Genomic DNA, 23,729 nt, shown 5'->3' with positions numbered 1-23,729 from the left:
CTTGAACAAATACCCAAAAGGGTGAAAATTAGGGTCGTATACCAATCACATTAACTATCTAAGCTGATTTAACTGCATGGCAACGCGCTTTATACTGCGTTTAAGACTTTCGACAGAGCACCACTATGCTTTCAAGCCTTCGCCTTGTCTAAAGCAAGTTAAACTCCCAATGAATGAACAGATATTTAATACGATTGGTATTAGCGGCGCGATTTTAACAAAAAGCACATTGAAAAGCGAAATGGATAGTATGTTAAATAAATCAACACATATAAATATGTGTTGATTTATTTAACATACAAAAAAGGCGACCTTATGGTCGCCTTTTTTCACAAACAATAACCTTATCTGGCAATGTTTTTCTTGATGGTTTCAATAACACGTAATTGAGCCATTGCTTTTGATAGCTCAACCATAGCTGCGTCATAATTGAAATCAGCACCTGCAGTTGCCATATGGGCTTCTGCACGACGCTTAGCTTCTAATGCCGCTTGCTCATCAATATCTTTGGCACGCATAACCACATCAGCCAATACGGAAACTGAAGAGGGTTGTACTTCCAGAATACCACCTGAAAGGTAAAACACTTCTTCACTACCGTCTTGCTTGACGATGCGCGCCATGCCAGGTTTGATATAACTAAGTAAAGGAGCGTGACCATGCATTATGCCCAACTCACCCTCTGAACCAGTCACTTGTAGACTTGCTACACGACCAGAAAAGATGTTGCTCTCAGCGCTTACTATATCAAGATGTACTGTCATGGCTGCCATCCCGTTCTCCTTAAAAAACTAAGTATTACTACTCAGTTATTTCTTTTTGTTCGCTTTCTCGATGACTTCATCGATTGAGCCAACCATGTAGAACGCTTGTTCTGGCAGGTGATCGAACTCACCATTCAGAATACCCTTAAAGCCACGGATAGTGTCTTTAAGAGAAACGTACTTACCAGGAGAACCAGTAAAGACTTCTGCTACGAAGAAAGGCTGAGACAAGAAACGTTCAATCTTACGAGCACGGAATACCATAGTCTTGTCATCATCTGACAATTCATCCATACCCAGAATCGCAATAATATCTTTCAGCTCTTTGTAACGTTGCAGTACAGTTTGCACGCCGTTAGCAACATCATAATGCTCTTGACCAACAACCAATGGATCTAATTGACGTGAAGTCGAATCCAATGGGTCAACCGCTGGGTAAATACCCAGTGAAGCAATTTGACGTGACAGTACAACAGTCGCATCTAAGTGAGCGAAGGTTGTTGCTGGTGACGGATCGGTCAAGTCATCCGCAGGTACGTATACCGCTTGTACAGAGGTAATAGAACCCGTCTTAGTTGAAGTGATACGTTCTTGCAGAACGCCCATCTCTTCAGCCAATGTTGGTTGATAACCTACCGCAGAAGGCATACGACCTAACAATGCAGATACTTCAGTACCGGCTAAGGTATAACGGTAAATGTTGTCAACGAACAACAATACGTCACGACCTTCGTCACGGAATTTTTCTGCCATTGTCAAACCTGACAGTGCAACGCGCAAACGGTTACCTGGTGGCTCGTTCATCTGACCATAAACCATGGCCACTTTATCGAGAACGCCAGAATCTTTCATCTCGTAGTAGAAGTCGTTACCTTCACGAGTACGTTCACCTACACCGGCGAATACAGAAAGACCCGAGTGGGCTTTAGCGATGTTGTTAATCAGTTCCATCATGTTAACTGTTTTACCAACACCCGCACCACCGAACAAACCGACTTTACCACCCTTAGCAAACGGACAAACAAGGTCGATAACCTTGATACCCGTTTCTAATAGCTCAGTAGAGCTCGATTGATCTTCATATGAAGGCGCTGCACGGTGAATTTCATAACGCTCAACTTCACCGATTGGACCCGCTTCATCAATAGGCTCACCTAATACGTTCATGATACGACCAAGAGTGGCAGTACCAACTGGAACAGAAATAGGTGAACCCGTATTTACGACCTCAAGACCGCGACGCAGACCATCAGAAGAACCCATAGCGATGGTACGGACTACGCCACCACCTAGCTGTTGCTGAACTTCCAGCACCAAACCATTACAAGTGCCTTCACCTGTGATCTTCAGAGCGTCATATACCTGAGGTACAGCATCTTGCGGAAACTCGACGTCCACAACCGCGCCAATCACTTGGACAACAGTACCTGTGCTCATGATTAATCCTCTAAAACTTGTATTCGTTACCTAACCTAAACCGCAGAGGCGCCAGAAACAATTTCCGACAGTTCCTGCGTAATCGCAGACTGACGTGCTTTGTTATAGACCAATTGCAAGTCGTCGATTAGCTCACCAGCGTTGTCTGTTGCGGCCTTCATTGCCACCATACGGGCAGCTTGCTCAGACGCAATATTTTCAACAACACCTTGGTAAACCTGAGATTCTACATAACGAACCAATAACGTATCCAAAAGTGCTTTTGGATCTGGCTCGTAGATATAATCCCAACGATGAGCAATTTCATCGTCTTCCGATTTAGGCAAAGGTAGCAGCTGCTCGATCACAGGAGTCTGCGTCATAGTGTTCACAAATTTGTTAAACACTACATACAGACGATCCAGTTTGCCTTCGTTGTAAGCTTCAAGCATGACACTGACTGTCCCGATCAAGTCTGCGAGCTTTGGAGCATCGCCAAGACCTGAAGCATGAGCAGACACTTGTCCACCGAAGTTTTTGAAAAACTGAACACTACGTGCACCAATAGGGCAAAATTCAAATTCTGCACCTTGGGCTTTCCAGATTTTCATGTCTGCCATAACCTTTTTGAAAAGGTTAACGTTCAGACCACCACAAAGACCACGGTCGGTTGCCACAACAATGTAACCAACCCGCTTAGCCTCTCGCACCTCCAAATAGGGGTGTTTATACTCGAGAGAACCTTGCGCTACGTGACCGATCACCTTACGCATGCTTTCCGCATATGGACGGCTTGCAGCCATGCGTTCCTGCGCTCTGCGCATTTTGCTGGCTGCCACCATTTCCATGGCGGACGTGATCTTCTGAGTATTTTTAACACTCGCGATCTTGGTTTTAATCTCTTTAGCGCCGGCCATCTCTACTCTCCAATCTGGACCTGAGGTGTCTTAAGACACCTCTATCATTGTTACCAGGTTTGGGTTGCTACGAACTTGTCGAGGCTAGCTTTTAATTCCGCTTCGATTTCAGCGTTATAATCGCCAGTATCGTTAATAAGCTTAATTAAAGCAGCATGCTCGCTGTTCATGAACGAGAGCAGAGCGGCTTCGAAATTACCGACCTTGTTCAGCTCAACACTCTTCAGGTAACCTTTTTCAGCTGCAAAAATAGACACAGCTTGAGCGGCTACGCTCATTGGAGCATATTGCTTTTGCTTCATCAGTTCGGTAACACGCACACCATGCTCTAGCTGAGCACGAGTTGCATCATCAAGATCAGATGCAAACTGTGAGAACGCAGCAAGTTCACGATACTGTGCTAGCGCGGTACGAATACCACCAGACAGTTTCTTGATGATTTTAGTCTGAGCCGCACCACCAACACGAGAAACAGAAATACCTGGGTTAACCGCTGGACGAAGTCCTGAGTTAAATAGGTCTGTTTCTAGGAAGATCTGACCGTCAGTAATCGAAATTACGTTAGTCGGTACGAATGCAGATACGTCACCTGCTTGAGTTTCAATAATAGGCAACGCGGTTAATGAACCAGTTTTACCTGTTACTGCACCCTTAGTGAACTTTTCTACATAAATCGCGTTAACGCGTGATGCACGCTCTAACAAACGTGAATGTAGATAGAATACGTCACCTGGGTAAGCTTCACGGCCTGGTGGACGCTTTAACAATAACGAAATCTGACGGTAAGCAACTGCTTGCTTAGACAGGTCATCGTATACGATCAAAGAATCTTCACCGCGGTCGCGGAAATATTCGCCCATAGAACAACCAGAATAAGGTGCTAAATATTGCAGTGCAGCGGCTTCAGAAGCGGTTGCAACCACAACAATAGTATTAGCTAAAGCACCGTGTTCTTCTAGCTTGCGTACTACGTTAGCGATAGTAGAGGCTTTTTGGCCAATCGCTACGTACACACATTTAATGCCAGAATCTTTCTGGTTGATGATTGCGTCGATCGCCATTGCTGTTTTACCAGTTTGACGGTCGCCAATGATCAGTTCACGTTGACCACGACCGATAGGGATCATGGCATCAACGGCTTTATAACCTGTTTGTATGGGTTGATCTACCGACTGACGCTCAATAACACCAGGAGCAATTACTTCAACAGGAGAGAAACCATCGTTTTCGATAGGTCCTTTTCCGTCAATAGGCTCACCTAGAGTGTTAACAACGCGACCTAATAGGCCACGGCCAACTGGAACTTCCAGAATACGGCCAGTCGTTTTTACTTTTACGCCTTCTGCTAAATCAGCATAAGGACCCATTACTACGGCACCGACAGAATCACGTTCAAGGTTCAACGCGATTGCAAAACGGTTACCAGGCAATTCGATCATCTCACCTTGCATCACATCGGCTAGGCCGTGGATGCGGATGATGCCGTCACTTACCGCAACGATAGTTCCTTCGTTACGAGATTCGCTAACGACTTCGAACTGCTCGATCCGCTGCTTAATCAGATCGCTGATTTCAGTGGAATTCAGTTGCATGCTCAAACTCCCAATTACGACTGCAGCTTATCAGACAGACGCGATAACTTACCGCGGACCGAGCCATCTATGACTAGGTCTCCTGTCTTGATGATTACACCGGCTATGAGCGCGGCGTCAGTGCTACAATTCAGCTTAACTTTGCGTGCGAGACGTTTCTCTAAAGAAATACTAATCTGCTGCTTTTGTTCAGAGCTAAGCTCAGTTGCAGAAACCACAGTGGCCTCAGCTTCTTTTGCCCACTCATTACGGTATTCAGTAAATAACTGAGATACAGCAGGTAGTACCTTTAAGCGACCGTTTTCAGCCATTACCTTTATCAGGTTTTGGCCTTGCGCATTGACTTGCTCACCACACACACTAATAAAGAGTGCTGCAAGCTTAGTACTGGCTAAAGAGCCAGCTAACAGTGGTTGCATGGTTTCGTTTTCACTTACCATGGCAGCAAACGTGAGCATTTCTACCCAGGTATCAACTGCATCTTGTTCAATTGCAAGGTCAAAAGCTGCCTTTGCGTAAGGGCGAGCGATGGTGGTTAATTCAGCCATAACTCAACTCCCTTATCAAATTTCAGCGACTAGTTTATTAACTATGTCACTGTGGGCGGCTGGATCTATAGAACGCTCAAGGATCTTCTCAGCACCCATGATGGCTAGAGTAGCAACCTGCTTGCGCAGATCCTCTTTCACGCGATTACGTTCAGCTTCAATTTCTGCTTTACCCTGAGCGATGATTTTAGCACGCTCAGCGTCTGCTTCGGTTTTGGCTTCTTCGACTATTTGAGTTTTGCGCTTGTTAGCTTGCTCAATAATCTCGTTTGCCGTTACCTTGGCTTCTTTTAGTTGGTCAGTCGCTTTCGCTTGTGCCAACTCCAGGTCTTTTACCGCACGATCAGCGTCAGCTAGACCGTCAGCAATCCTTTTTTGGCGCGTTTCGATGGCATTCATCAAAGGGGGCCAAATAAACTTCATGCAAAACCACACGAAGATAACAAAGGTGACCGTCTGACCGATTAGGGTAGCGTTGAAATTCACAACAGCCTCCTATTTAGAGTTAAGACAGAAGCGTTTTTTACAGCATTGCACCCAATGGGTTGGTAAACAGCATAAATAATGCAATACCAACACCGATCATTGTTACGGCGTCAAGAAGACCCGCTACGATGAACATTTTAACTTGTAGCATAGGAGCCATTTCTGGTTGACGCGCAGCGCCTTCCAAGAACTTACCGCCTAATAAGCCGAAACCGATAGCAGTACCAAGTGCACCCATACCAATCAGCAAAGCAACAGCAATGGCTGTCATGCCTAAAATCGTTTCCATCAGTATCTCCAGTATCTAAATCTATGTTAGTTGATGATTTAGTTTAAAATTTCTTCAGCAATCCTTAATGATCTTCATGTGCCATGCTTAAATAAACAATGGTCAACATCATGAAGATAAACGCTTGCAGTGTGATAATCAAAATGTGGAAAATTAACCAACCCAGTTGCAGAGTCACACCTAGGGTAGATAATAACAAGTTGGTACCATACATCAGCGCAATAAGGATGAAGATCAACTCACCTGCGTACATATTACCAAACAGTCGCAATGCCAATGAAATAGGCTTAGCAACTAAAGTAACAGTCTCTAATAGGAGGTTGACGGGTATCATTGCCTTATGGTTAAAGGGCTGTAGTGTCAGTTCTTTAACAAACCCAGACACACCTTTGACTTTAATGCTGTAGAAAATAATCAGCAAGAACACACCAATAGCTAAGCTAAAAGTGATGTTAACGTCAGTAGTCGGAACCGCTTTAAGATAGGGAATACCAATCAAACTTGCTGCGTGAGGCAGCCAATCTATCGGCATCAAATCCATGAGGTTCATCATGAATACCCATACAAAAATGGTCAGAGCTAAAGGCGCGATCAGAGCATTGCGACCATGAAAACTTTCTTTAACGCTGTTATTAACGAACTCTACAAGGATCTCGACAAAACATTGAAGTTTGCCAGGAACACCTGAAGTCGCTTTTTTAGCAACGCTGCGGAAAATCCACAGGAACAGAACACCAAGACCAACCGAAAAGAACAACGAATCAATGTGCCATGTCCAAAAGCCTTCACCAACACTTAGGTTGGTAAGGTGGTGTTGGATATAGCCCTGCGGTGTTAACGCTTCACCAGTTGCAGCCATGATTCATCCCACTTAACTTTGCTTGAAGTATAAAGGAGCTGTCCAATGCACAGTTAGCGCCAGCACATAGCAAACAAAAAGCGGCATAAAAGCGACCTTAATATTGATAAATACAAACGAAAACATTGCGATGGTTAACAGCAACTTTACCGCTTCCCCCCAGTAAAAAGTCTTTATGACTTTTGCAGCTGAACTTGCTCCCGTGTGGGAAAAAGCGAGGGTTGCGAATACAAAATTAGGGAGTACAGCAATTGAACCACCTGCTAATGCAGAATAGCCAAACTGAACTCCCCACACGGCGAAAAAGAGAATTGAAGTACCCCCAGCGACCGCCGCCTGCATCATCACCAATTTATAGGCTGACCACCGGCCACGACGCGCTAAAACCTTACTCAATTCATCATCTCCGCATTTTTACTTTTTGTTTCGATGACCGGATGACAAATATCCGTATTTAGTCGATGCACAAAAAGCTTGCGAAAGTATACCGTTTAACGCCTTCATTGCAACTTTGAGATGAGGAAAAACAGCACTTTTAACGTTATCTCACACCAAACAAGTAAAATGTAATATTTGCACATGTCACAAATTTACATTAAAAACAGTTAATCTACAGAACTTAGTGTATTTTACTAAGAATCCCGTCTAATTCAGCGAGGTTCTGATAGTTAATTACAATTTTCCCCGTTCCTTTACTACTATGAGCAATAGAAACCTTGGCGCCTAATCTTTCAATTAACTGCTGTTCTAAACGACAAACATCTTGATCTTTAGTCGTAGTTTCGGCTGGTTTGGATGGATTTAAGGTTTGATTAATTAATCGTTCAGTTTCACGAACGGTTAATTCCTTAGCTGCCACTAATCTCGCAAGATTTGTTTGTTCTTCTCCCTCAATTGCCAACAAAGCGCGTGCATGGCCCATATCAATATCGCCATACTCAAGTAATCGTTTCACCGGCTCATTTAAACCGTTTAAACGTAACAAGTTAGATACACTCGCTCGGGATTTTCCCACAACATCGGCAACTTGTTGGTGAGTTAGCTCAAATTCTTGCATTAAACGTTGTAATGCAATGGCTTCTTCCATGGCATTTAAGTCTTCACGTTGAATATTTTCAATCAAAGCGATAGCAACAGCGGCTTCGTCGGGGACTTGTTTGACAATACAGGGTATTTTATTTAAACCAGCAAGTTGCGCTGCACGCCAGCGACGTTCGCCAGCAATGATTTCATACATATCATTGGTCACTTGTCTCACAACGATGGGCTGAATAATGCCTTGATTGCGAATAGAGTGCGCTAATTCTTCTAACGCTTCAGGTGACATGTCTTTACGTGGTTGATACTTACCCGGTTGTAATAAGTCTAAATCGAGATGGATAAGTTCTTCTTTTTTTTCAATAGCACCAGCTTCTTCGATGTGCTTTTTGCTGGCTGCATGGCTATTACTCAGTAGGGCATCTAGCCCTTTGCCTAATCCTCTTTTTTTTAACGTCATGGTGATCCTTTACGCTTGCTTAGCCTGAGTTTGTTGTTCTGAACGACGGATCATTTCACCCGCAAGTGCTAGGTACGCCTTAGCGCCGGCACTGGATTTATCGTAATACATAGCCGGGGCACCAAAACTCGGCGCTTCAGCTAATCTGACATTACGCGGGATCACAGTACGATATACCTTGTCACCAAAATGCTGTTTTAGCTGATCGGACACATCATTAGATAAACGATTACGCGGATCATACATAGTACGTAAAATCCCTTCGATACAAAGCCCAGGATTGACCATTGCGGCAAGCTTAGTAATGGTATCAATCAATGCAGTTAAGCCCTCAAGTGCATAATATTCACACTGCATTGGCACGAGTACTGAATCAGCAGCAGACATAGCGTTTACCGTCAGCATGTTCAATGAAGGAGGGCAATCGATAAAGATATAATCATATTGATCTTTAATCGGCGCTAACGCATGGCGTAAACGCACCTCGCGAGCAAAAAACTCCATTAGTTTTATTTCTGCTGCTGTCACATCACCATTACTAGCAATAAGATCATATTTACCCGCAGTATTTTTAATCACTAGCTCGTCGAAGGGTTTGTCTTCAACCAGTAATTCGTAGGCGGTATTTTCAACCTCATATTTATCGACGCCGCTCCCCATAGTGGCATTACCTTGGGGATCGAGATCGATCAATAATACTTTACGTTTTGTTGCTGCTAACGAAGCGGCAAGGTTAACGCAAGTAGTTGTTTTTCCTACGCCACCTTTCTGGTTAGCCACGGCAATTACTTTACCCACAATATCACCCTGTATGTAAATGCTGGTTTATTGCCCTTGCTTGAATATGAATTTATTCATCACTTTCAAGCCTGTTATTCTTTGATTATTTTCAATAAATGTCTTTGTTCATCGAGTTTAGGCACTTTAAGCTCGATGACTTCTTTTACTGCAAACCCGCCTGGGATATGTTGCATTTCTTCATCATTCAACTGGCCTTTAAGCGCATAAAACTGTCCATGTTCGGCGGGTAGATGATGGCACCAAGTTAGCATATCTTGGATTGAAGCAAATGCACGACTTAAAACACCGTCGAACTTTTGCTCTGGCTGATAAGCTTCTACACGACTTTCAACGGAACTGATGTTATGAATGCCTAATTCAAACGATACCTGTTTTTGAAAACGAATACGTTTACCTAAGCTGTCTAATAACACAAATTGTTTATCTGGATTCATAATCGCTAACGGAATACCCGGTAAACCCGGTCCTGTACCCACGTCGATAAAACGCTCACCTTGCAGATGTTTTGAAACTACTAAGCTGTCCATGATATGACGCACTAGCATAGCCTCAGGATCTCTAACTGCCGTTAGGTTATAGGCTTTATTCCATTTGTTGAGCATGCCAACAAAATCAATTAGTTGTTTTTTTTGCTCGATAGTTGCGGGCAAATTAATTTCGGCTAAATAAGCCTCTAACTGGGCAGATAACACGGAGCAACCTCAACAAAAATACGATTATGAATGCGAAGGCTATTATGAAGCCCGAAAACGATGAAGGGAAGCCTGAATGCTTCCCTTCTATGACCTAAGCAGCGATTAAACTAGCTTTTAGGCACTCTTACGTAATAAGCCACGCTTTTTGAGATGCACTAATAAAATTGAAATAGCCGCAGGGGTAACACCAGAGATCCGTGATGCCTGACCTATGGTTTCTGGTTTATGGTTATTTAACTTAGCAATCACTTCGTTCGACAAACCAGGTACTTCTTTGTAATCGAGTGTTAAAGGTAAACCTGTGTTCTCGTTACGCACGGCTTTGTTGATCTCTTCCTGCTGACGTTGAATATAACCCGAGTATTTAACTTGGATCTGAACTTGCTCTGCAGCTTGTGGATCTTCAAGTCCTGGACCAAAACCTTCGATCTGCATTAGCTTGCTGTAGTCCATTTCAGGACGACGCAATAATTCTTCAAAAGAAGCTTCGCGTGAAATAGGTGTATTTAAATGCGGATTTAATGCTGGAAGCAATGGTGAATTAGGATGAACCCACTGGCTACGTAATCTTTGTAACTCAAGTTCAATAGATTCTAATTTTTCACTGAAAGCCGCCCAGCGGATATCATCAACTAAGCCTAATTCACGACCTTTTGCAGTTAAACGAATATCAGCATTGTCTTCACGCAGCAATAAACGATATTCGGCGCGACTTGTGAACATGCGATACGGTTCTTTGGTACCAAGTGTTGATAAATCATCAACTAATACACCAAGATAGGCTTCATCACGACGTGGACACCAAGCTTCTTTACCTTGAATTTGCAGTGAAGCATTCATGCCTGCTAATAAACCTTGAGCAGCCGCTTCTTCATAGCCCGTAGTGCCATTGATTTGTCCCGCAAAGAACAAACCATTAATCGCTTTAGTTTCTAATGAGTTTTTTAGATCTCTAGGATCGAAATAATCATATTCGATCGCATAACCAGGGCGCATAATTTCCGCGTTTTCCATGCCTTGAATAGAGCGAACTAAATTCAATTGCACATCAAAAGGCAAGCTAGTAGAAATCCCGTTAGGGTAGATCTCATTGGTATTTAAGCCTTCAGGTTCAATGAAAATTTGATGTGAAGATTTATCTGCGAAACGATGAATTTTGTCTTCAATTGAAGGGCAATAACGTGGACCAATACCTTCAATTACTCCTGAATACATTGGGCTTCTGTCTAAACCACCACGAATAATCTCATGGGTTTTTTCATTGGTGTGGGTGATCCAGCAAGAAATCTGTTTTGGATGATGACTAACATCCCCCATAAACGACATTACCGCTAAAGGAGAATCACCTTTTTGCTCAGCCATTTGTGAAAAATCAATGGTGTTAGCATCGATACGCGGTGGTGTACCCGTTTTTAAACGACCTACTCGAATCGGTAATTCACGTAAACGATTTGCTAATGCAATAGCGGGTGGATCGCCTGCACGGCCACCGCTGTAGTTTTCTAAACCTATGTGTATTTTACCGCTTAAAAATGTACCTGTTGTTAGTACAACAGTAGGGGATTTAAAAGCTAATCCCATTTGAGTCACGACACCAACTACTTGATTATTTTCAACAATTAAGTCATCTACGGCTTGTTGGAATATACGTAAATTAGGTTGGTTTTGTAATATATTTTGGATTTTTTGACGATACAATGCACGATCTGCTTGTGCCCGTGTTGCTCGTACTGCTGGTCCTTTACTTGAATTTAAGGTTCTAAATTGGATGCCTGCATAATCGGTTGCGATTGCCATTGAACCACCTAAGGCATCAATTTCTTTCACTAAATGGCCTTTACCTATGCCACCGATTGCTGGATTACATGACATTTGTCCTAACGTATCGATATTGTGCGTTAGTAATAATGTTTTAGATCCCATTCTTGCTGCGGCTAGCGCTGCTTCAGTTCCGGCATGACCACCACCAACAACAATAACATCAAACCGTTCATGAAAATGCATTCCACTACCTTTAATTGCTAAGAGACTCAGTACGAGCTGCGTATTTTAGCACTTGCTTTGCGATAGGTGAATGATCATTTTACGCTGTTCGATCGAGTTGATCCGGACTAATAGATCTTAAGATCTTTATATAGATCTTCTTATTATGTTTACTATTAGGATCGCTATTTTCTGTGTATAAGCCTAATTATCCTTATTTATCATTACTTAGCATGATCTGGATCCTGTGATCTGATTGCGATCTAACTGCATTAAACATGGGGATAGATCGGCTACTTATCCACAGGGTCGATCATTAAGCAGATCGGAGTGTGAATAGTACAGAGGTTGATCAGATCTAAATAATAGCTTATCCACAGTTTTATACTTTTTATAAGTAAATTGTGGGTAAGTATGATCTAAACTGTACATAGATCGCGACCTTATTCTATATGCGATCTTAAATATCTTGTTGCCATTGCGCTAACCATGCAAGGGCAGGGTCTTCTGGTACAGGATCGAGTTGTACATCGATCTGGATCTTATCCACAAAAGCTTTTGCATCGCAGTGTTGAATCGCTGAAATTAATTTTTCGGGGCCTTGGCAAAAAGTGTCGTAACTTGAATCACCAATTGCACATAGGGCGAAATTTACTTGGCTGAGATCCGGTTTCTGCTCGGTAATTTCGTTAAAAAAAGGCTGAATATTATCTGGAAGATCACCTGCCCCGTGAGTTGATGACACGATAATCCATAGAGCATGGGTATCTATTTCATACAGTGTTGGCGTTAAATGTACTTGAACTTGGTGCCCTTGTTCTGTCAATTGCGCCATCATTTCGTCAGCGACGTACTCTGCACTGCCCAATGTTGTGCCGACTATTACTTCAATCTTTGCCATTTATGACGATACCTTTTGTAGATAATTTAGCTGAAATGCACTCGTTTACTCCCTTTTTAGGGCTGTATTCAGGTGCTAATACGGAGTCATCATAAGGTAAAACAAGGCTTGTCTCTATGAGATGGTGTGTAAATCTGGGATTTATGCACGTAAAACGAGAGGGATTTAGTAATGAATATAAGCGGAATTGACGAGATTTTAGTTAAAAGAAAGGCTTGTTGAGCACAACAAGCCTTAGCTAGAAAGCAGTTTACACGGCGAGAATCTTACTTCCCGATACAGAAAGAGCTAAAAATCTTGCCGAGTAAATCATCTGAGGTGAAGCGGCCAGTAATTTCTGATAATGCTAATTGGCACATACGTAGCTCTTCGGCCAGTAGCTCTCCTGCTAAATAAACCTCTAACTGTTCTTTACCTAGTTGTAAGTGTTCAGCTGCTAATTCAAGGGCTTCTAAGTGACGACGACGGGCGATAAAACCACCTTCGAGATTACTCTGATAACCCATAAGTGACTTTAAGTGCTGTTTTAATTCTTCGATACCTAGGCCTGTTTTAGCCGAGATCCGATAGACGCTATAACCTTGTTCTTCGGTCACCATCAAGTCTTCACCAGTGAGATCGGCTTTATTACGAACCACAGTTACGCCCAAGTTTGCAGGCAGGCGATCGACGAAGTCTGGCCAAATATCATGGGGATCCACGGCGGCAGTTGTGGTGCCATCAACCATAAACAGTACGCGATCGGCTGTATTAATTTCATGCCATGCTCGCTCAATGCCAATTTGTTCAACTGTATCAGTAGTATTACGTAGACCTGCGGTATCAATAATGTGCAGTGGCATACCATCTAAGTGAATATGTTCACGTAATACATCACGTGTTGTACCGGCTATTTCGGTCACAATCGCCGACTCTTTACCGGCTAATGCATTTAATAAACTCGATTTTCCGGCATTAGGACGACCTGCAATCACGACTTTCATGCCTTCACGGATGATAGAACCTTGCTTCGCGCTGGCTTGTACTAGGTCGAGTTTGTTGATGATTTTATAGAGTGCATTCGCAATTTTGCCATCATTTAAAAAGTCGACTTCTTCATCGGGAAAATCAATCGCAGCTTCTACGTATAAACGTAGATTAGTGACTTGGTCCACTAGCTCGTGGACTTCCTTAGAAAATTCACCCTGCAAAGATTGCAGCGCACTTTTAGCGGCTTGCTCACTGGTTGCGTCAATAAGGTCAGCAATCGCTTCAGCTTGGGTTAAATCGAGCTTATCGTTCATAAAGGCTTGTTCGCTGAACTCACCGGGTTTTGCGATACGAATGCCACCGACTTCCATTACACGTTTGATCAACATGTCGAGAACGATTTGTCCACCGTGGCCTTGCAGTTCAAGTACATCTTCGCCAGTAAAGGAATTAGGTCCTTTAAAAAATAGCGCAATACCTTGGTCTATCACTTGGCCCGATGCACTTTTAAAATCACAATAATCGGCGTATCGAGTTTTAGGAAGATGACCTAATACGGCCATAGCGACATCACAGGCTTTGTTGCCTGAAATTCGAATGATGCCAACGCCGCCACGTCCGGGCGCGGTGGCTTGAGCCACAATAGTGTCAGTTGTCACAAGAATACCTACCCAACTAATGTCTACTAATCATATAAAGGAAAAGGCGGCCAATTAAGCCGCCTTTTAGTGTCAATCGTTCATATTAATATGTAACGATGCGCTAGAGTCTTGGAAATCTTAGGCTTATTTTAAGCCTTTTTTCGCCAGACCTGCATAAATAATCTTTTGTTGCGTGATAGCAACGATGTTACCTACTAACCAGTACAATACTAGACCTGATGGGAACCACAGGAAGAATACGGTAAAGATGACTGGCATCCACTGCATCATTTTCACTTGCATTGGATCCATTGTCGGTGCAATAGGCTGCATTTTCTGCATCACAAACATAGATACGCCCATCAGCAACGGCAATATGTAGTAAGGATCTTGTACCGATAAATCGTGGATCCATAACATAAATGGTGCATGACGTAGTTCGAAGCTTTCTAGCAATACCCAGTATAAGGCAATGAAGATTGGCATCTGTAAAATAATAGGTAAACAGCCACCCATAGGGTTAACTTTTTCTTTCTTATACAGTTCCATCATGGCCTGACCCATCTTTTGACGGTCATCACCAAAGCGTTCTTTCAACTCTGTCAATTTAGGTTGTAGGTTACGCATTTTCGCCATTGAGGTGTACTGTGCTTTTGTTAGCGGGAACAGTAAACCACGGACGGTTAAAGTGATCAGGATAATAGCGACACCCCAATTACCAACAAATGACTGATAGAACATCAGTAACCAGTGAATTGGAACCGCTAACCACCATAGGAAACCGTAATCAACGACTAGGTTTAAGGTATCAGAGATTGCAGACAGTGCTTTTTGATCCTTAGGACCAACATAGAACTGTGAGCTGATTTCTTGAGTTGATCCAGGTGCAATATCGTATACTGCGCCGCGAAAACCAATATTAGCTAAACCGCCGGCACTAACACTAGAAAAAATAGTATTGCTGTCGGTAGCAGGTGGGATCCAAGCTGAAACGAAATAATGTTGTAGCATGGCTGCCCAACCGCCCAATGTCGCTTGGTTCAGGTTGCCTTTTGCCATGTCATCAAACTTGTATTTCTCATAACGCACATCTTGCGTTGAGAATGCAGCGCCACGATAGGTGGGCATAACCATGCTGCTTTCAGACGGTTTAATGGTTTGCTTAATTTGACCATACATCTGAACTTGTAACGGTGTTGTCGAAGTATTATTGATTTTATAATCAACATCAACATTGAACTTACCGCGATGGAATACGAATACTTTAGTATAAGTTACGCCATTGTCAGCTACGTAGGTTAACGGCACTTCTAAGGTGTCTTGGCCTTCAGCTAACGTATATTCAGTGGCTGCGGTGTTATATAACGCCCGACCTTTTGCACTGCTGTCGATACCATCGCGACCAATTAGACCGCTTTGGGCGATATAAGTGAAATCTTTCGTTTGCTCAAGCAATACGAATGGCTGCTCTTTGTCCTGTTCCATTTTGTGCGAAACTAACGCAGCAAATACGATATCACCACCAACAGGATTAATCTGAATATCTAACTGATCAGTTTTTACGGTAATCAGTTTGCTGTTTGCTGTTACAGCTGCAGCAGGAACACCAGTATCAGCTTCTGGAACATCGGCACTGTGTGAGCTTGCCGCGTTCGCCACTAATGACGATTCGGTTGTAACGGGTTTAGGAGCTTTATCCGTTTGCCACTGTTGCCACAGCAAAAAGCTGACAAACAGTAGTCCTATGAGCAATATATTGCGTTGAGATTCCATAGCCTATTTATTACACCTGTCATTTTTAGGGGGGACGGGATCACTACCGCCGGGATGTAAAGGGTGACATTTTAATATGCGTTTCAATGCAAACCAACAACCTTTTGCAGTTCCATGCACTTTTATTGCTTCAATAGCGTAGTGAGAGCAGGTGGGATTGAAACGGCATCTAGGGCCCAGTATAGGGCTTATGAATACTTGATAGCCACGAATAAACGTGGTCGCTAGCCATTGTAGCGGCGACTGAGTTTGCGCCATAGCTTTTCTATCAATTTGTTGATTTCAGCGTTTTCCATTTCCATCACGCCATTTCTGACAAGCACAACAATATCAAGATGAGGAATGTCGTGTTGATTTAAGCGAAAACTATCTCTTATTACGCGTTTAATACGGTTGCGTTGGTTAGCGCGTTTTACATAACGTTTAGCAACAGTAAGGCCCATACGCGGATGTTGTTCCGTGTTAGGAATAGCGAGCAAGGTAATTTCAGCAGAAGATGCTTTGATGGGATTGGAAAATACAGATTTAAATTGCGCGGGAGTTAACAAACGTAACTCCCGCGTAAAGGTATAGCTAGTCAACTAGTTACCCACTTATTAAGCAGATAAACGAGCGCGACCTTTCGCACGACGACGTGCAAGCACCTTACGGCCGCCTACAGTAGCCATACGAGCGCGGAAGCCGTGAGAACGCTTGCGCTTCAGGTTGCTAGGTTGAAAAGTACGTTTACTCATGATGGCAATCCGTCTTTGTTATTAGTGAATATATCCTTATCTCCAAAGTTAGAGGTAAGGGCAAAAAAGAGGCCGAATTGTAATCACTTTACTGAGTCCCGTCAACAACGAAAGTAAGTAAGTATTTTATTTCTGCCAGCGAGTCCTTAGATTAATCCTCAAAATACACTATAAGATGTGGATAACTCTGTGCATAGACACTACATATAGTAGTTAAGCCTATGTTCAAGCCGATCTAAGGGCCTCTATTATAGATCAATGTGGATCGCTTAATAAAGCAGGATTTGCGCTTAGTGCAGAATAAAAGGATCGTTTTAGATCTTTGATGATCGACGAGTTTTAAGCAGAATGATCTCGCTGGGGATAAATATTTTTTAAGGATGGCGATCATTGAGATCTCGCTATAGAATACACCTCTTTTTTGATGATCTTTTGGGGATAACTAAGTGGCGGTTTCACTTTGGCAACAATGTATCGGACGTCTGCAAGATGAGCTTTCTGCTCAGCAGTTTAGTATGTGGATCAGACCGTTACAAGCTGAAATGGATGGAGATACTCTGGTGCTTTATGCGCCCAACCGCTTCGTGCTTGATTGGGTCAGAGATAAATACATTAATATAATTAATCAGTTCTTTATTGAGCAAATGGGCAGTAATGCGCCTAAATTACGTTTTGATATTGGTAGTCGCCCTTCGGCGAAAAAGCCTAGCGTGCCGGCACCTATTGCGCCAACTCGGACTCCGTATACTCAAACTAAAGCGACTGTGGGTACAACATTTAATGTCCAAGCTGAGCCTATGGCGAATGCAAATCATCGCAGTAACATTAACCCAAGCTACCAGTTTGATAACTTCGTTGAAGGTAAGTCAAACCAATTAGGTAAAGCTGCAGCAATGCAAGTGGCTGAAAATCCAGGTGGTGCTTATAACCCACTTTTCTTGTATGGCGGTACGGGTTTGGGTAAGACGCATTTGTTACATGCTGTCGGTAACGGGATCATTAAAAATAATCCCAATGCCAAAGTGGTTTATATGCATTCCGAGCGTTTTGTGCAGGATATGGTTAAAGCACTGCAAAATAATGCGATCGAAGAATTTAAGCGTTACTACCGTAGCGTCGATGCATTGTTTATTGATGATATTCAATTTTTTGCCAACAAAGACAGATCACAAGAAGAGTTCTTTCATACTTTCAATGCCTTGCTTGAGGGTAATCACCAAATTATTTTAACATCGGATCGTTATCCAAAAGAAATCGATGGTGTCGAAGATAGATTAAAATCGCGCTTTGGCTGGGGTTTAACGGTAGCAATTGAACCACCCGAGTTAGAAACCCGTGTCGCGATTTTGATGCGTAAAGCACAAGAAAGTGGCATTAATTTGCCTGATGAAGTGGCCTTCTTTATTGCCAAGCGTTTACGTTCTAACGTGCGAGAGCTGGAAGGGGCGTTAAACCGTGTTATTGCTAACGCTAACTTCACCGGTCGGCCAATAACCATTGATTTTGTTCGTGAAGCTTTACGTGACCTCTTGGCACTTCAAGAAAAATTAGTCACTATAGACAATATTCAGAAAACCGTAGCGGAATACTACAAGATTAAGATGGCTGATATGTTGTCTAAACGCCGTTCACGCAGTGTGGCGCGGCCAAGACAAGTTGCAATGGCGTTATCTAAAGAATTAACTAACCAAAGCTTGCCGGAAATAGGTGATGCTTTTGGTGGTCGAGATCACACCACTGTATTGCATGCCTGTCGTAAAATTGCTCAGCTACGGGAAGAAAGTCACGATATAAAAGAAGATTACGCTAATTTAATTAGAACTTTATCTTCTTAAACAAGGAATTTGGACACGATGAAATTCTCAATTGATAGGGACACCCTATTAAAGCCGTTACAATTGGTCTGTGGTGCCGTTGAAAAGCGCCATAATGTGCCAATTTTGTCGAATCTTCTTGTAGAAGTAAGTGGTCACACACTTAAATTGACCGGCACAGATTTAGAAGTTGAACTCGTTGGCCAAGCCGCTATTCACGGCGATATCGCTGAAGGCCGCACTACAGTGCCGGCTAGGAAGCTACTCGATATTGTTAAATCTTTACCAGAACAAAGTGAATTAAAAGTCGAACAACAAGATAACAAATGGTTGCTGCGTTCAGGCCGCAGCCGTTTTTCGTTAGCGACTTTACCCGCGGAAGAATATCCTAACGTTGAAGTTTTCCAAGCAGAGATTGAATTTAGCATAAAGCAGGGCATGTTAAAGTCGATTATTGATTCAACGCAGTTTTCTATGGCTAACCAAGATGTGCGCTATTACCTCAATGGTTTACTGTTTGAAACCGAAGGTAATACGTTACGTGCGATTGCGACTGATGGCCATCGTCTAGCCTTAAGTCATCGAAAGATTGAAGCGCAATTACCTGAAAAACAAGTGATTGTGCCGCGTAAAGGCATAATGGAAATGGCACGTTTATTAGAGTCGGATGATCTTGATATCACGATTGCTATTGGCGATAACGCCATTCGAGCCACGACCGGTAATACCGTTTTTACCAGTAAATTAGTCGATGGTCGTTTTCCTGATTATCGACGTGTACTGCCTAAGGGTGGTGATAAAATTGTGATAGCGAGTCGTAATCACTTAAAGCAAGCGCTGACACGTGCCTCTATTTTATCTAATGAAAAATTCCGTGGCGTACGCATTCAACTCGAAAATGGTTTGCTAAAAATCACTGCTAATAATCCTGAGCAGGAAGAGGCGGAAGAGATCATCGATGTTGAATACAATCATCCAGCCTTAGAAATTGGTTTTAACGTAAGTTATTTACTGGACGTGCTTAACAATCTTAAGTCAGACGATGTACGTATCACGCTGATTGATGGTAACTCCAGTGCCCTAATCGAAAACCATTTGGAAGAAGATTCCATGTATGTGGTTATGCCGATGCGCTTATAAGCTCTATTTTTACGCTATCCGTGTTAGTTCCTTTGTCTTTAATGCTGATGCCGCCTAAGCGCGGCGTTATGTTTAATATGCAGCATTGGCGACTCCTTCATTTATGTTCCAGTCGTTTTGACGGTCAGCAGCGAGCTCGATATGCTAAGTGCTATGAGTCTTTGTCTATGCTGTTTACGCGGCGCTATGAGTAATACATGAGCCTGACTCGTCTTAATATCGAAGCCTTTCGTAATATTCAATCTGCCCAGCTAATTCCTGCACCGGGGATTAACTTGATTTACGGCCAAAATGGCAGTGGCAAAACTAGTATTCTTGAGGCGATTTATTTTCTTGGCATGGGACGCTCGTTTCGCAGCCATTTATCCCAGCGCGTGATTAATAACGATGATGAGAAGTTGACCTTATTTGCCACGTTAAACCTAGCGCGTGGTGACAGTAAAATCGGTTTACGACGGTTTCGTAGTGGTGAGACCGAAGTAAAAATTGATGGCGAAAAAGTTAAACGATTATCGACACTGGCTGAAACTTTACCTATCCAAGTGATCACGCCTGAAAGTTTTTCTCTACTGTTTGAAGGCCCTAAATCTCGTCGACAATTTATCGATTGGGGAGCATTTCATGCTGATCCACAGTTTTACACTGCTTGGGTGAATGTTAGACGAGTTCTTAAACAAAGAAATCAACTACTTAGAAATGGCTCATCCTATAGTAATATTCAATTTTGGGACCAAGAGTTTGTACGTTATGCCGAGCAGGTTACCGAAATACGAAACCATTATGTAGACTCGTTAAATGAGCTACTTAAGGGTATAATCGGGGAGTTTTTACCGAGTGTAGATGTGAAGGTTTCATTTACGCGCGGCTGGGATAGTAAAACGGATTTTGCTGAACTACTCGAAAATCAATATTCCAGAGATTTGGCCACAGGTCATACCGTCAGCGGTCCCCATAAAGCTGATCTTAGACTCCGTGTAGGCACTTTGCCAGCGCAGGATGCCCTGTCCCGTGGTCAATTAAAATTATTAGTCTGTGCACTGCGTATTGCACAGGGAAAGTTGCTCAAACAACAAATAGATAAGCACAGTATTTATCTTGTGGACGATCTTCCGTCCGAGTTGGATGCACAGCATAGGCAGCTATTGCTTAAGCAGTTAACGGATACCGGAGCACAAGTGTTTGTGACCGCTATCGATCCTGCTGCAATAGTCGATTCGTTACACACGCCTCCTAGTAGGATGTTCCATGTGGAACAGGGACGTGTAACGGTAATTGAATAACCATTGAGAGAATAATATGTCAGAGAATAGTTACGATTCTTCGAGTATTAAGGTCCTTAAGGGCCTTGATGCAGTACGTAAGAGACCTGGGATGTATATTGGTGACACCGACGACGGTACGGGTCTACATCATATGGTGTTCGAAGTAGTCGATAACTCTATCGATGAAGCCTTAGCCGGCCACTGTAGTGAAATTACGATTACTATCCATGTTGATGGCTCTGTGTCTGTTAAGGATGATGGCCGTGGTATTCCGGTTTCTATCCATGAAGAAGAGGGTGTATCGGCAGCTGAAGTTATTATGACGGTATTGCATGCCGGTGGTAAGTTTGACGATAACTCTTATAAAGTGTCTGGCGGCTTACACGGTGTGGGCGTGTCGGTAGTTAATGCTTTATCTAAAAAGCTGCAGATGACCATTCGTCGTGCAGGCAAAGTGTATGAGCAATTTTATACACACGGCGTACCTGATGCGCCAATAAAAGAGATTGGTGATGCGACTAAAACCGGTACTGAAATCCGTTTTTGGCCAAGTGAAAATACTTTTAGTAATATCGAGTTTCATTTTGAAATTCTGGCAAAACGTGTGCGTGAATTGTCATTCCTCAACTCAGGCGTGGGTATCCGCCTGATTGATGAACGCGATAATAAAAATGAATTATTCAAATACGAAGGCGGCATTAGCGCATTTGTTGATTACTTGAACCGCAATAAAACACCCATCAACAAAGATGTGTTCCACTTCATTCAAGAACGTGATGACGGTATTACTGTTGAAGTGGCTATGCAGTGGAATGATGGTTATCAAGAAAGTATCTTCTGTTTTACCAACAATATTCCACAACGTGATGGCGGTACTCACTTAGTCGGTTTCCGTAGTGCTTTAACGCGTAACCTTAACAGTTACATGGAAAATGAAGGCTATAACAAAAAAGGTAAAACTAGCGCGACTGGCGACGATGCCCGCGAAGGTTTGACTGCTGTTATCTCTGTTAAAGTACCTGATCCTAAGTTCAGCTCACAAACCAAAGATAAACTGGTTTCAAGCGAAGTGAAAACCGCGGTTGAGCAAACCATGGGTGAAAAACTGAACGATTATCTGTTGGAAAACCCTTCAGATGCTAAGTTAATCGTCGGTAAGATTGTTGATGCGGCTCGTGCCCGTGAAGCGGCGCGTAAAGCCCGTGAAATGACTCGTCGTAAAGGCGCACTCGATTTAGGTGGTTTGCCAGGTAAGCTGGCCGATTGCCAAGAGAAAGACCCAGGTCTTTCTGAAATCTATATTGTGGAAGGTGACTCTGCTGGTGGTAGTGCCAAGCAGGGGCGTAACCGTAAAAACCAAGCGATTTTGCCACTTAAAGGTAAAATTCTAAACGTTGAGAAAGCGCGCTTCGATAAGATGCTGTCTTCTCAAGAAGTGGCCACACTTATCACGGCACTTGGCTGTGGCATTGGTCGCGATGAATATAACCCTGATAAAACGCGTTATCACAACATCATCATCATGACGGATGCTGACGTCGACGGCTCGCACATTCGTACTTTGCTGTTGACCTTTTTCTTCCGTCAAATGCCTGAATTGATTGAGCGTGGTTACATTTATATTGCTCAGCCACCTTTATTCAAAGTTAAAAAGGGTAAACAAGAACAGTATCTTAAAGATGAGCCTGCGTTGACTCAATACCTAACAACTCAAGCATTGGATGGCACTATTGTGTACCCGACGCAGGGCGCAATGGGAATGTCTGGTGAACCGTTAGAGCGTTTAGTGACTCAATATCGTGAAGTAGAAGCCATTGTGGCTCGTTTAGCACAGCGCTATCCAACACATATTACTAACCGTATGCTTTACCACCCAATGATCACCAATGAGATGTTGGCCGATGAAGGCAAGATGAAAGAATGGATCGATGCCTTTATTAATGAGCTGGTGGAAATGGAGAGTAGCGGCGTCTTGTATTCTGCTGAGCCAATTCTGGATCCAGAGCGTAAAGTTTATCTGCCTAAAGTCACTATTCGTAAACACGGTATCGACACTAATTATCTGTTTACTTATGATTTCTTCCAATCAAGCGATTATCAACGTATCGGTAAGTTAGGTGCAGCGTTAGAAGGCATGATTGAAGAAGGTGGTTATGTACAGCGTGGCGAACGTGTTAAAGAAGTCGATAGCTTCCTTGAAGCACTAGATTGGACGATTTCGGAAGCCAAACGCGGTTTATATATCCAACGTTATAAAGGATTGGGTGAGATGAACCCTGAGCAATTGTGGGAAACTACAATGGATCCTGAATCACGCCGTATGTTGCAAGTAACGATTGATGATGCCGTGGGTGCCGATCAGTTATTTACTTGTTTGATGGGTGATCAAGTTGAACCACGTCGCGAGTTTATCGAAGCTAACGCGTTGAACGTGGCAAACTTAGACGTATAGTGCTAGCTAGGTAATGCGTTTTAAGTGACGCGTGATGAAGTTAGTAATTAAGGGAAAGCTTAGGCTTTCCCTTTTTATATCTACTATTTAGCACATTTTTATTATGTAACCTGAGCTCGGTATAAGCAGATCCGCTGAATAGGCATCTTTTCGGGCCTCTCTGCGTTGCTCTGTCTAACCATAGCTCGCTATGGG

24 protein-coding genes are annotated in these 23,729 nt (G+C 43.0%); 5 read left to right on the top strand and 19 right to left on the bottom strand.

Features of this window, described 5'->3' with window-relative positions:
• The first annotated feature begins 76 nt into the window (after window positions 1-76).
• On the top strand, window positions 77-286 hold the full coding sequence (locus C9I43_RS19110; RefSeq protein WP_107884512.1) for a hypothetical protein: 210 nt from the start codon (window positions 77-79) through the stop codon (window positions 284-286).
• A gap of 58 nt (window positions 287-344) precedes the next feature.
• Here C9I43_RS19110 and C9I43_RS16255 read toward each other — a convergent pair whose 3' ends face one another.
• The 19 genes from C9I43_RS16255 to rpmH all read right to left on the bottom strand — a co-directional run bounded on the left by C9I43_RS16255 (window position 345) and on the right by rpmH (window position 16,866).
• The gene (locus tag C9I43_RS16255; RefSeq protein WP_076501644.1) at window positions 345-773 is read right to left on the bottom strand and encodes a F0F1 ATP synthase subunit epsilon; all 429 of its coding nucleotides are present in this window, start codon (window positions 771-773) and stop codon (window positions 345-347) included.
• Window positions 774-809: 36 nt separating this feature from the next.
• Entirely contained in the window at window positions 810-2,201 is a 1,392-nt protein-coding gene (gene atpD, locus C9I43_RS16250; protein WP_076501646.1) for a F0F1 ATP synthase subunit beta, read from the bottom strand.
• 35 nt (window positions 2,202-2,236) lie between these two features.
• Window positions 2,237-3,097, bottom strand: a complete 861-nt coding sequence (gene atpG, locus C9I43_RS16245) for a F0F1 ATP synthase subunit gamma (RefSeq protein ID WP_076501648.1) — start codon at window positions 3,095-3,097, stop codon at window positions 2,237-2,239.
• Window positions 3,098-3,147: 50 nt separating this feature from the next.
• Entirely contained in the window at window positions 3,148-4,689 is a 1,542-nt protein-coding gene (gene atpA, locus C9I43_RS16240; RefSeq protein ID WP_076501650.1) for a F0F1 ATP synthase subunit alpha, read from the bottom strand.
• 14 nt (window positions 4,690-4,703) lie between these two features.
• Window positions 4,704-5,237 (bottom strand): F0F1 ATP synthase subunit delta, encoded by a 534-nt coding sequence (atpH, locus tag C9I43_RS16235; protein ID WP_076501652.1) that lies wholly within the window; start codon window positions 5,235-5,237, stop codon window positions 4,704-4,706.
• A gap of 15 nt (window positions 5,238-5,252) precedes the next feature.
• Window positions 5,253-5,723 carry a F0F1 ATP synthase subunit B gene (atpF, locus tag C9I43_RS16230; protein ID WP_076501654.1) on the bottom strand — a complete coding sequence of 157 codons (471 nt, stop codon included), beginning with the start codon at window positions 5,721-5,723 and terminating at the stop codon, window positions 5,253-5,255.
• A 37-nt stretch (window positions 5,724-5,760) separates the two neighbouring features.
• Window positions 5,761-6,012 carry a F0F1 ATP synthase subunit C gene (atpE, locus tag C9I43_RS16225; protein ID WP_006083840.1) on the bottom strand — a complete coding sequence of 84 codons (252 nt, stop codon included), beginning with the start codon at window positions 6,010-6,012 and terminating at the stop codon, window positions 5,761-5,763.
• 64 nt (window positions 6,013-6,076) lie between these two features.
• On the bottom strand, window positions 6,077-6,871 hold the full coding sequence (atpB, locus tag C9I43_RS16220) for a F0F1 ATP synthase subunit A (RefSeq protein ID WP_107884511.1): 795 nt from the start codon (window positions 6,869-6,871) through the stop codon (window positions 6,077-6,079).
• Between the two features lie 12 nt (window positions 6,872-6,883).
• Window positions 6,884-7,267, bottom strand: coding sequence for an ATP synthase subunit I (locus C9I43_RS16215; protein WP_076501658.1), 384 nt, complete (start codon window positions 7,265-7,267; stop codon window positions 6,884-6,886).
• A gap of 223 nt (window positions 7,268-7,490) precedes the next feature.
• Entirely contained in the window at window positions 7,491-8,369 is an 879-nt protein-coding gene (locus tag C9I43_RS16210) for a ParB/RepB/Spo0J family partition protein (protein WP_107884509.1), read from the bottom strand.
• Between the two features lie 9 nt (window positions 8,370-8,378).
• Window positions 8,379-9,167: a ParA family protein gene (locus C9I43_RS16205; protein WP_076501662.1), complete on the bottom strand. Its 789-nt coding sequence runs from the start codon at window positions 9,165-9,167 to the stop codon at window positions 8,379-8,381.
• Between the two features lie 74 nt (window positions 9,168-9,241).
• Window positions 9,242-9,862 carry a 16S rRNA (guanine(527)-N(7))-methyltransferase RsmG gene (gene rsmG, locus C9I43_RS16200; protein ID WP_107884506.1) on the bottom strand — a complete coding sequence of 207 codons (621 nt, stop codon included), beginning with the start codon at window positions 9,860-9,862 and terminating at the stop codon, window positions 9,242-9,244.
• A 117-nt stretch (window positions 9,863-9,979) separates the two neighbouring features.
• Entirely contained in the window at window positions 9,980-11,869 is a 1,890-nt protein-coding gene (gene mnmG, locus C9I43_RS16195) for a tRNA uridine-5-carboxymethylaminomethyl(34) synthesis enzyme MnmG (RefSeq protein WP_107884504.1), read from the bottom strand.
• 439 nt (window positions 11,870-12,308) lie between these two features.
• Window positions 12,309-12,749 carry an FMN-binding protein MioC gene (gene mioC / locus C9I43_RS16190; protein WP_076501668.1) on the bottom strand — a complete coding sequence of 147 codons (441 nt, stop codon included), beginning with the start codon at window positions 12,747-12,749 and terminating at the stop codon, window positions 12,309-12,311.
• 266 nt (window positions 12,750-13,015) lie between these two features.
• Window positions 13,016-14,377 (bottom strand): tRNA uridine-5-carboxymethylaminomethyl(34) synthesis GTPase MnmE, encoded by a 1,362-nt coding sequence (gene mnmE / locus C9I43_RS16185; RefSeq protein WP_107884502.1) that lies wholly within the window; start codon window positions 14,375-14,377, stop codon window positions 13,016-13,018.
• A gap of 126 nt (window positions 14,378-14,503) precedes the next feature.
• Window positions 14,504-16,132: a membrane protein insertase YidC gene (gene yidC, locus C9I43_RS16180; protein WP_076501672.1), complete on the bottom strand. Its 1,629-nt coding sequence runs from the start codon at window positions 16,130-16,132 to the stop codon at window positions 14,504-14,506.
• Between the two features lie 3 nt (window positions 16,133-16,135).
• Window positions 16,136-16,390: a membrane protein insertion efficiency factor YidD gene (gene yidD / locus C9I43_RS16175; protein WP_076501674.1), complete on the bottom strand. Its 255-nt coding sequence runs from the start codon at window positions 16,388-16,390 to the stop codon at window positions 16,136-16,138.
• Window positions 16,357-16,713: a ribonuclease P protein component gene (gene rnpA, locus C9I43_RS16170; protein ID WP_076501676.1), complete on the bottom strand. Its 357-nt coding sequence runs from the start codon at window positions 16,711-16,713 to the stop codon at window positions 16,357-16,359. The genes yidD and rnpA overlap by 34 nt, the downstream gene beginning before the upstream one ends.
• A gap of 15 nt (window positions 16,714-16,728) precedes the next feature.
• Window positions 16,729-16,866 carry a 50S ribosomal protein L34 gene (gene rpmH / locus C9I43_RS16165; protein WP_006083827.1) on the bottom strand — a complete coding sequence of 46 codons (138 nt, stop codon included), beginning with the start codon at window positions 16,864-16,866 and terminating at the stop codon, window positions 16,729-16,731.
• Window positions 16,867-17,312: 446 nt separating this feature from the next.
• Between rpmH and dnaA the strand changes: the two genes are divergently transcribed.
• From dnaA to gyrB, 4 genes are all read left to right on the top strand, one after another.
• Entirely contained in the window at window positions 17,313-18,701 is a 1,389-nt protein-coding gene (dnaA, locus tag C9I43_RS16160) for a chromosomal replication initiator protein DnaA (protein ID WP_076501679.1), read from the top strand.
• 18 nt (window positions 18,702-18,719) lie between these two features.
• Window positions 18,720-19,820 carry a DNA polymerase III subunit beta gene (dnaN, locus tag C9I43_RS16155; RefSeq protein WP_107884500.1) on the top strand — a complete coding sequence of 367 codons (1,101 nt, stop codon included), beginning with the start codon at window positions 18,720-18,722 and terminating at the stop codon, window positions 19,818-19,820.
• Window positions 19,821-20,017: 197 nt separating this feature from the next.
• Window positions 20,018-21,100 (top strand): DNA replication/repair protein RecF, encoded by a 1,083-nt coding sequence (recF, locus tag C9I43_RS16150; RefSeq protein WP_107884498.1) that lies wholly within the window; start codon window positions 20,018-20,020, stop codon window positions 21,098-21,100.
• 16 nt (window positions 21,101-21,116) lie between these two features.
• Window positions 21,117-23,534, top strand: coding sequence for a DNA topoisomerase (ATP-hydrolyzing) subunit B (gene gyrB / locus C9I43_RS16145; protein ID WP_076501688.1), 2,418 nt, complete (start codon window positions 21,117-21,119; stop codon window positions 23,532-23,534).
• The last annotated feature ends 195 nt before the right edge of the window (window positions 23,535-23,729 follow it).

Source organism: Shewanella morhuae (genome assembly GCF_003028295.1).
GTDB classification, from domain to species: Bacteria; Pseudomonadota; Gammaproteobacteria; order Enterobacterales; family Shewanellaceae; genus Shewanella; species Shewanella morhuae.
The sequence above is the reverse complement of the archived record's forward strand: the minus strand, read 5'-3'. Positions and strand labels throughout refer to the sequence as shown.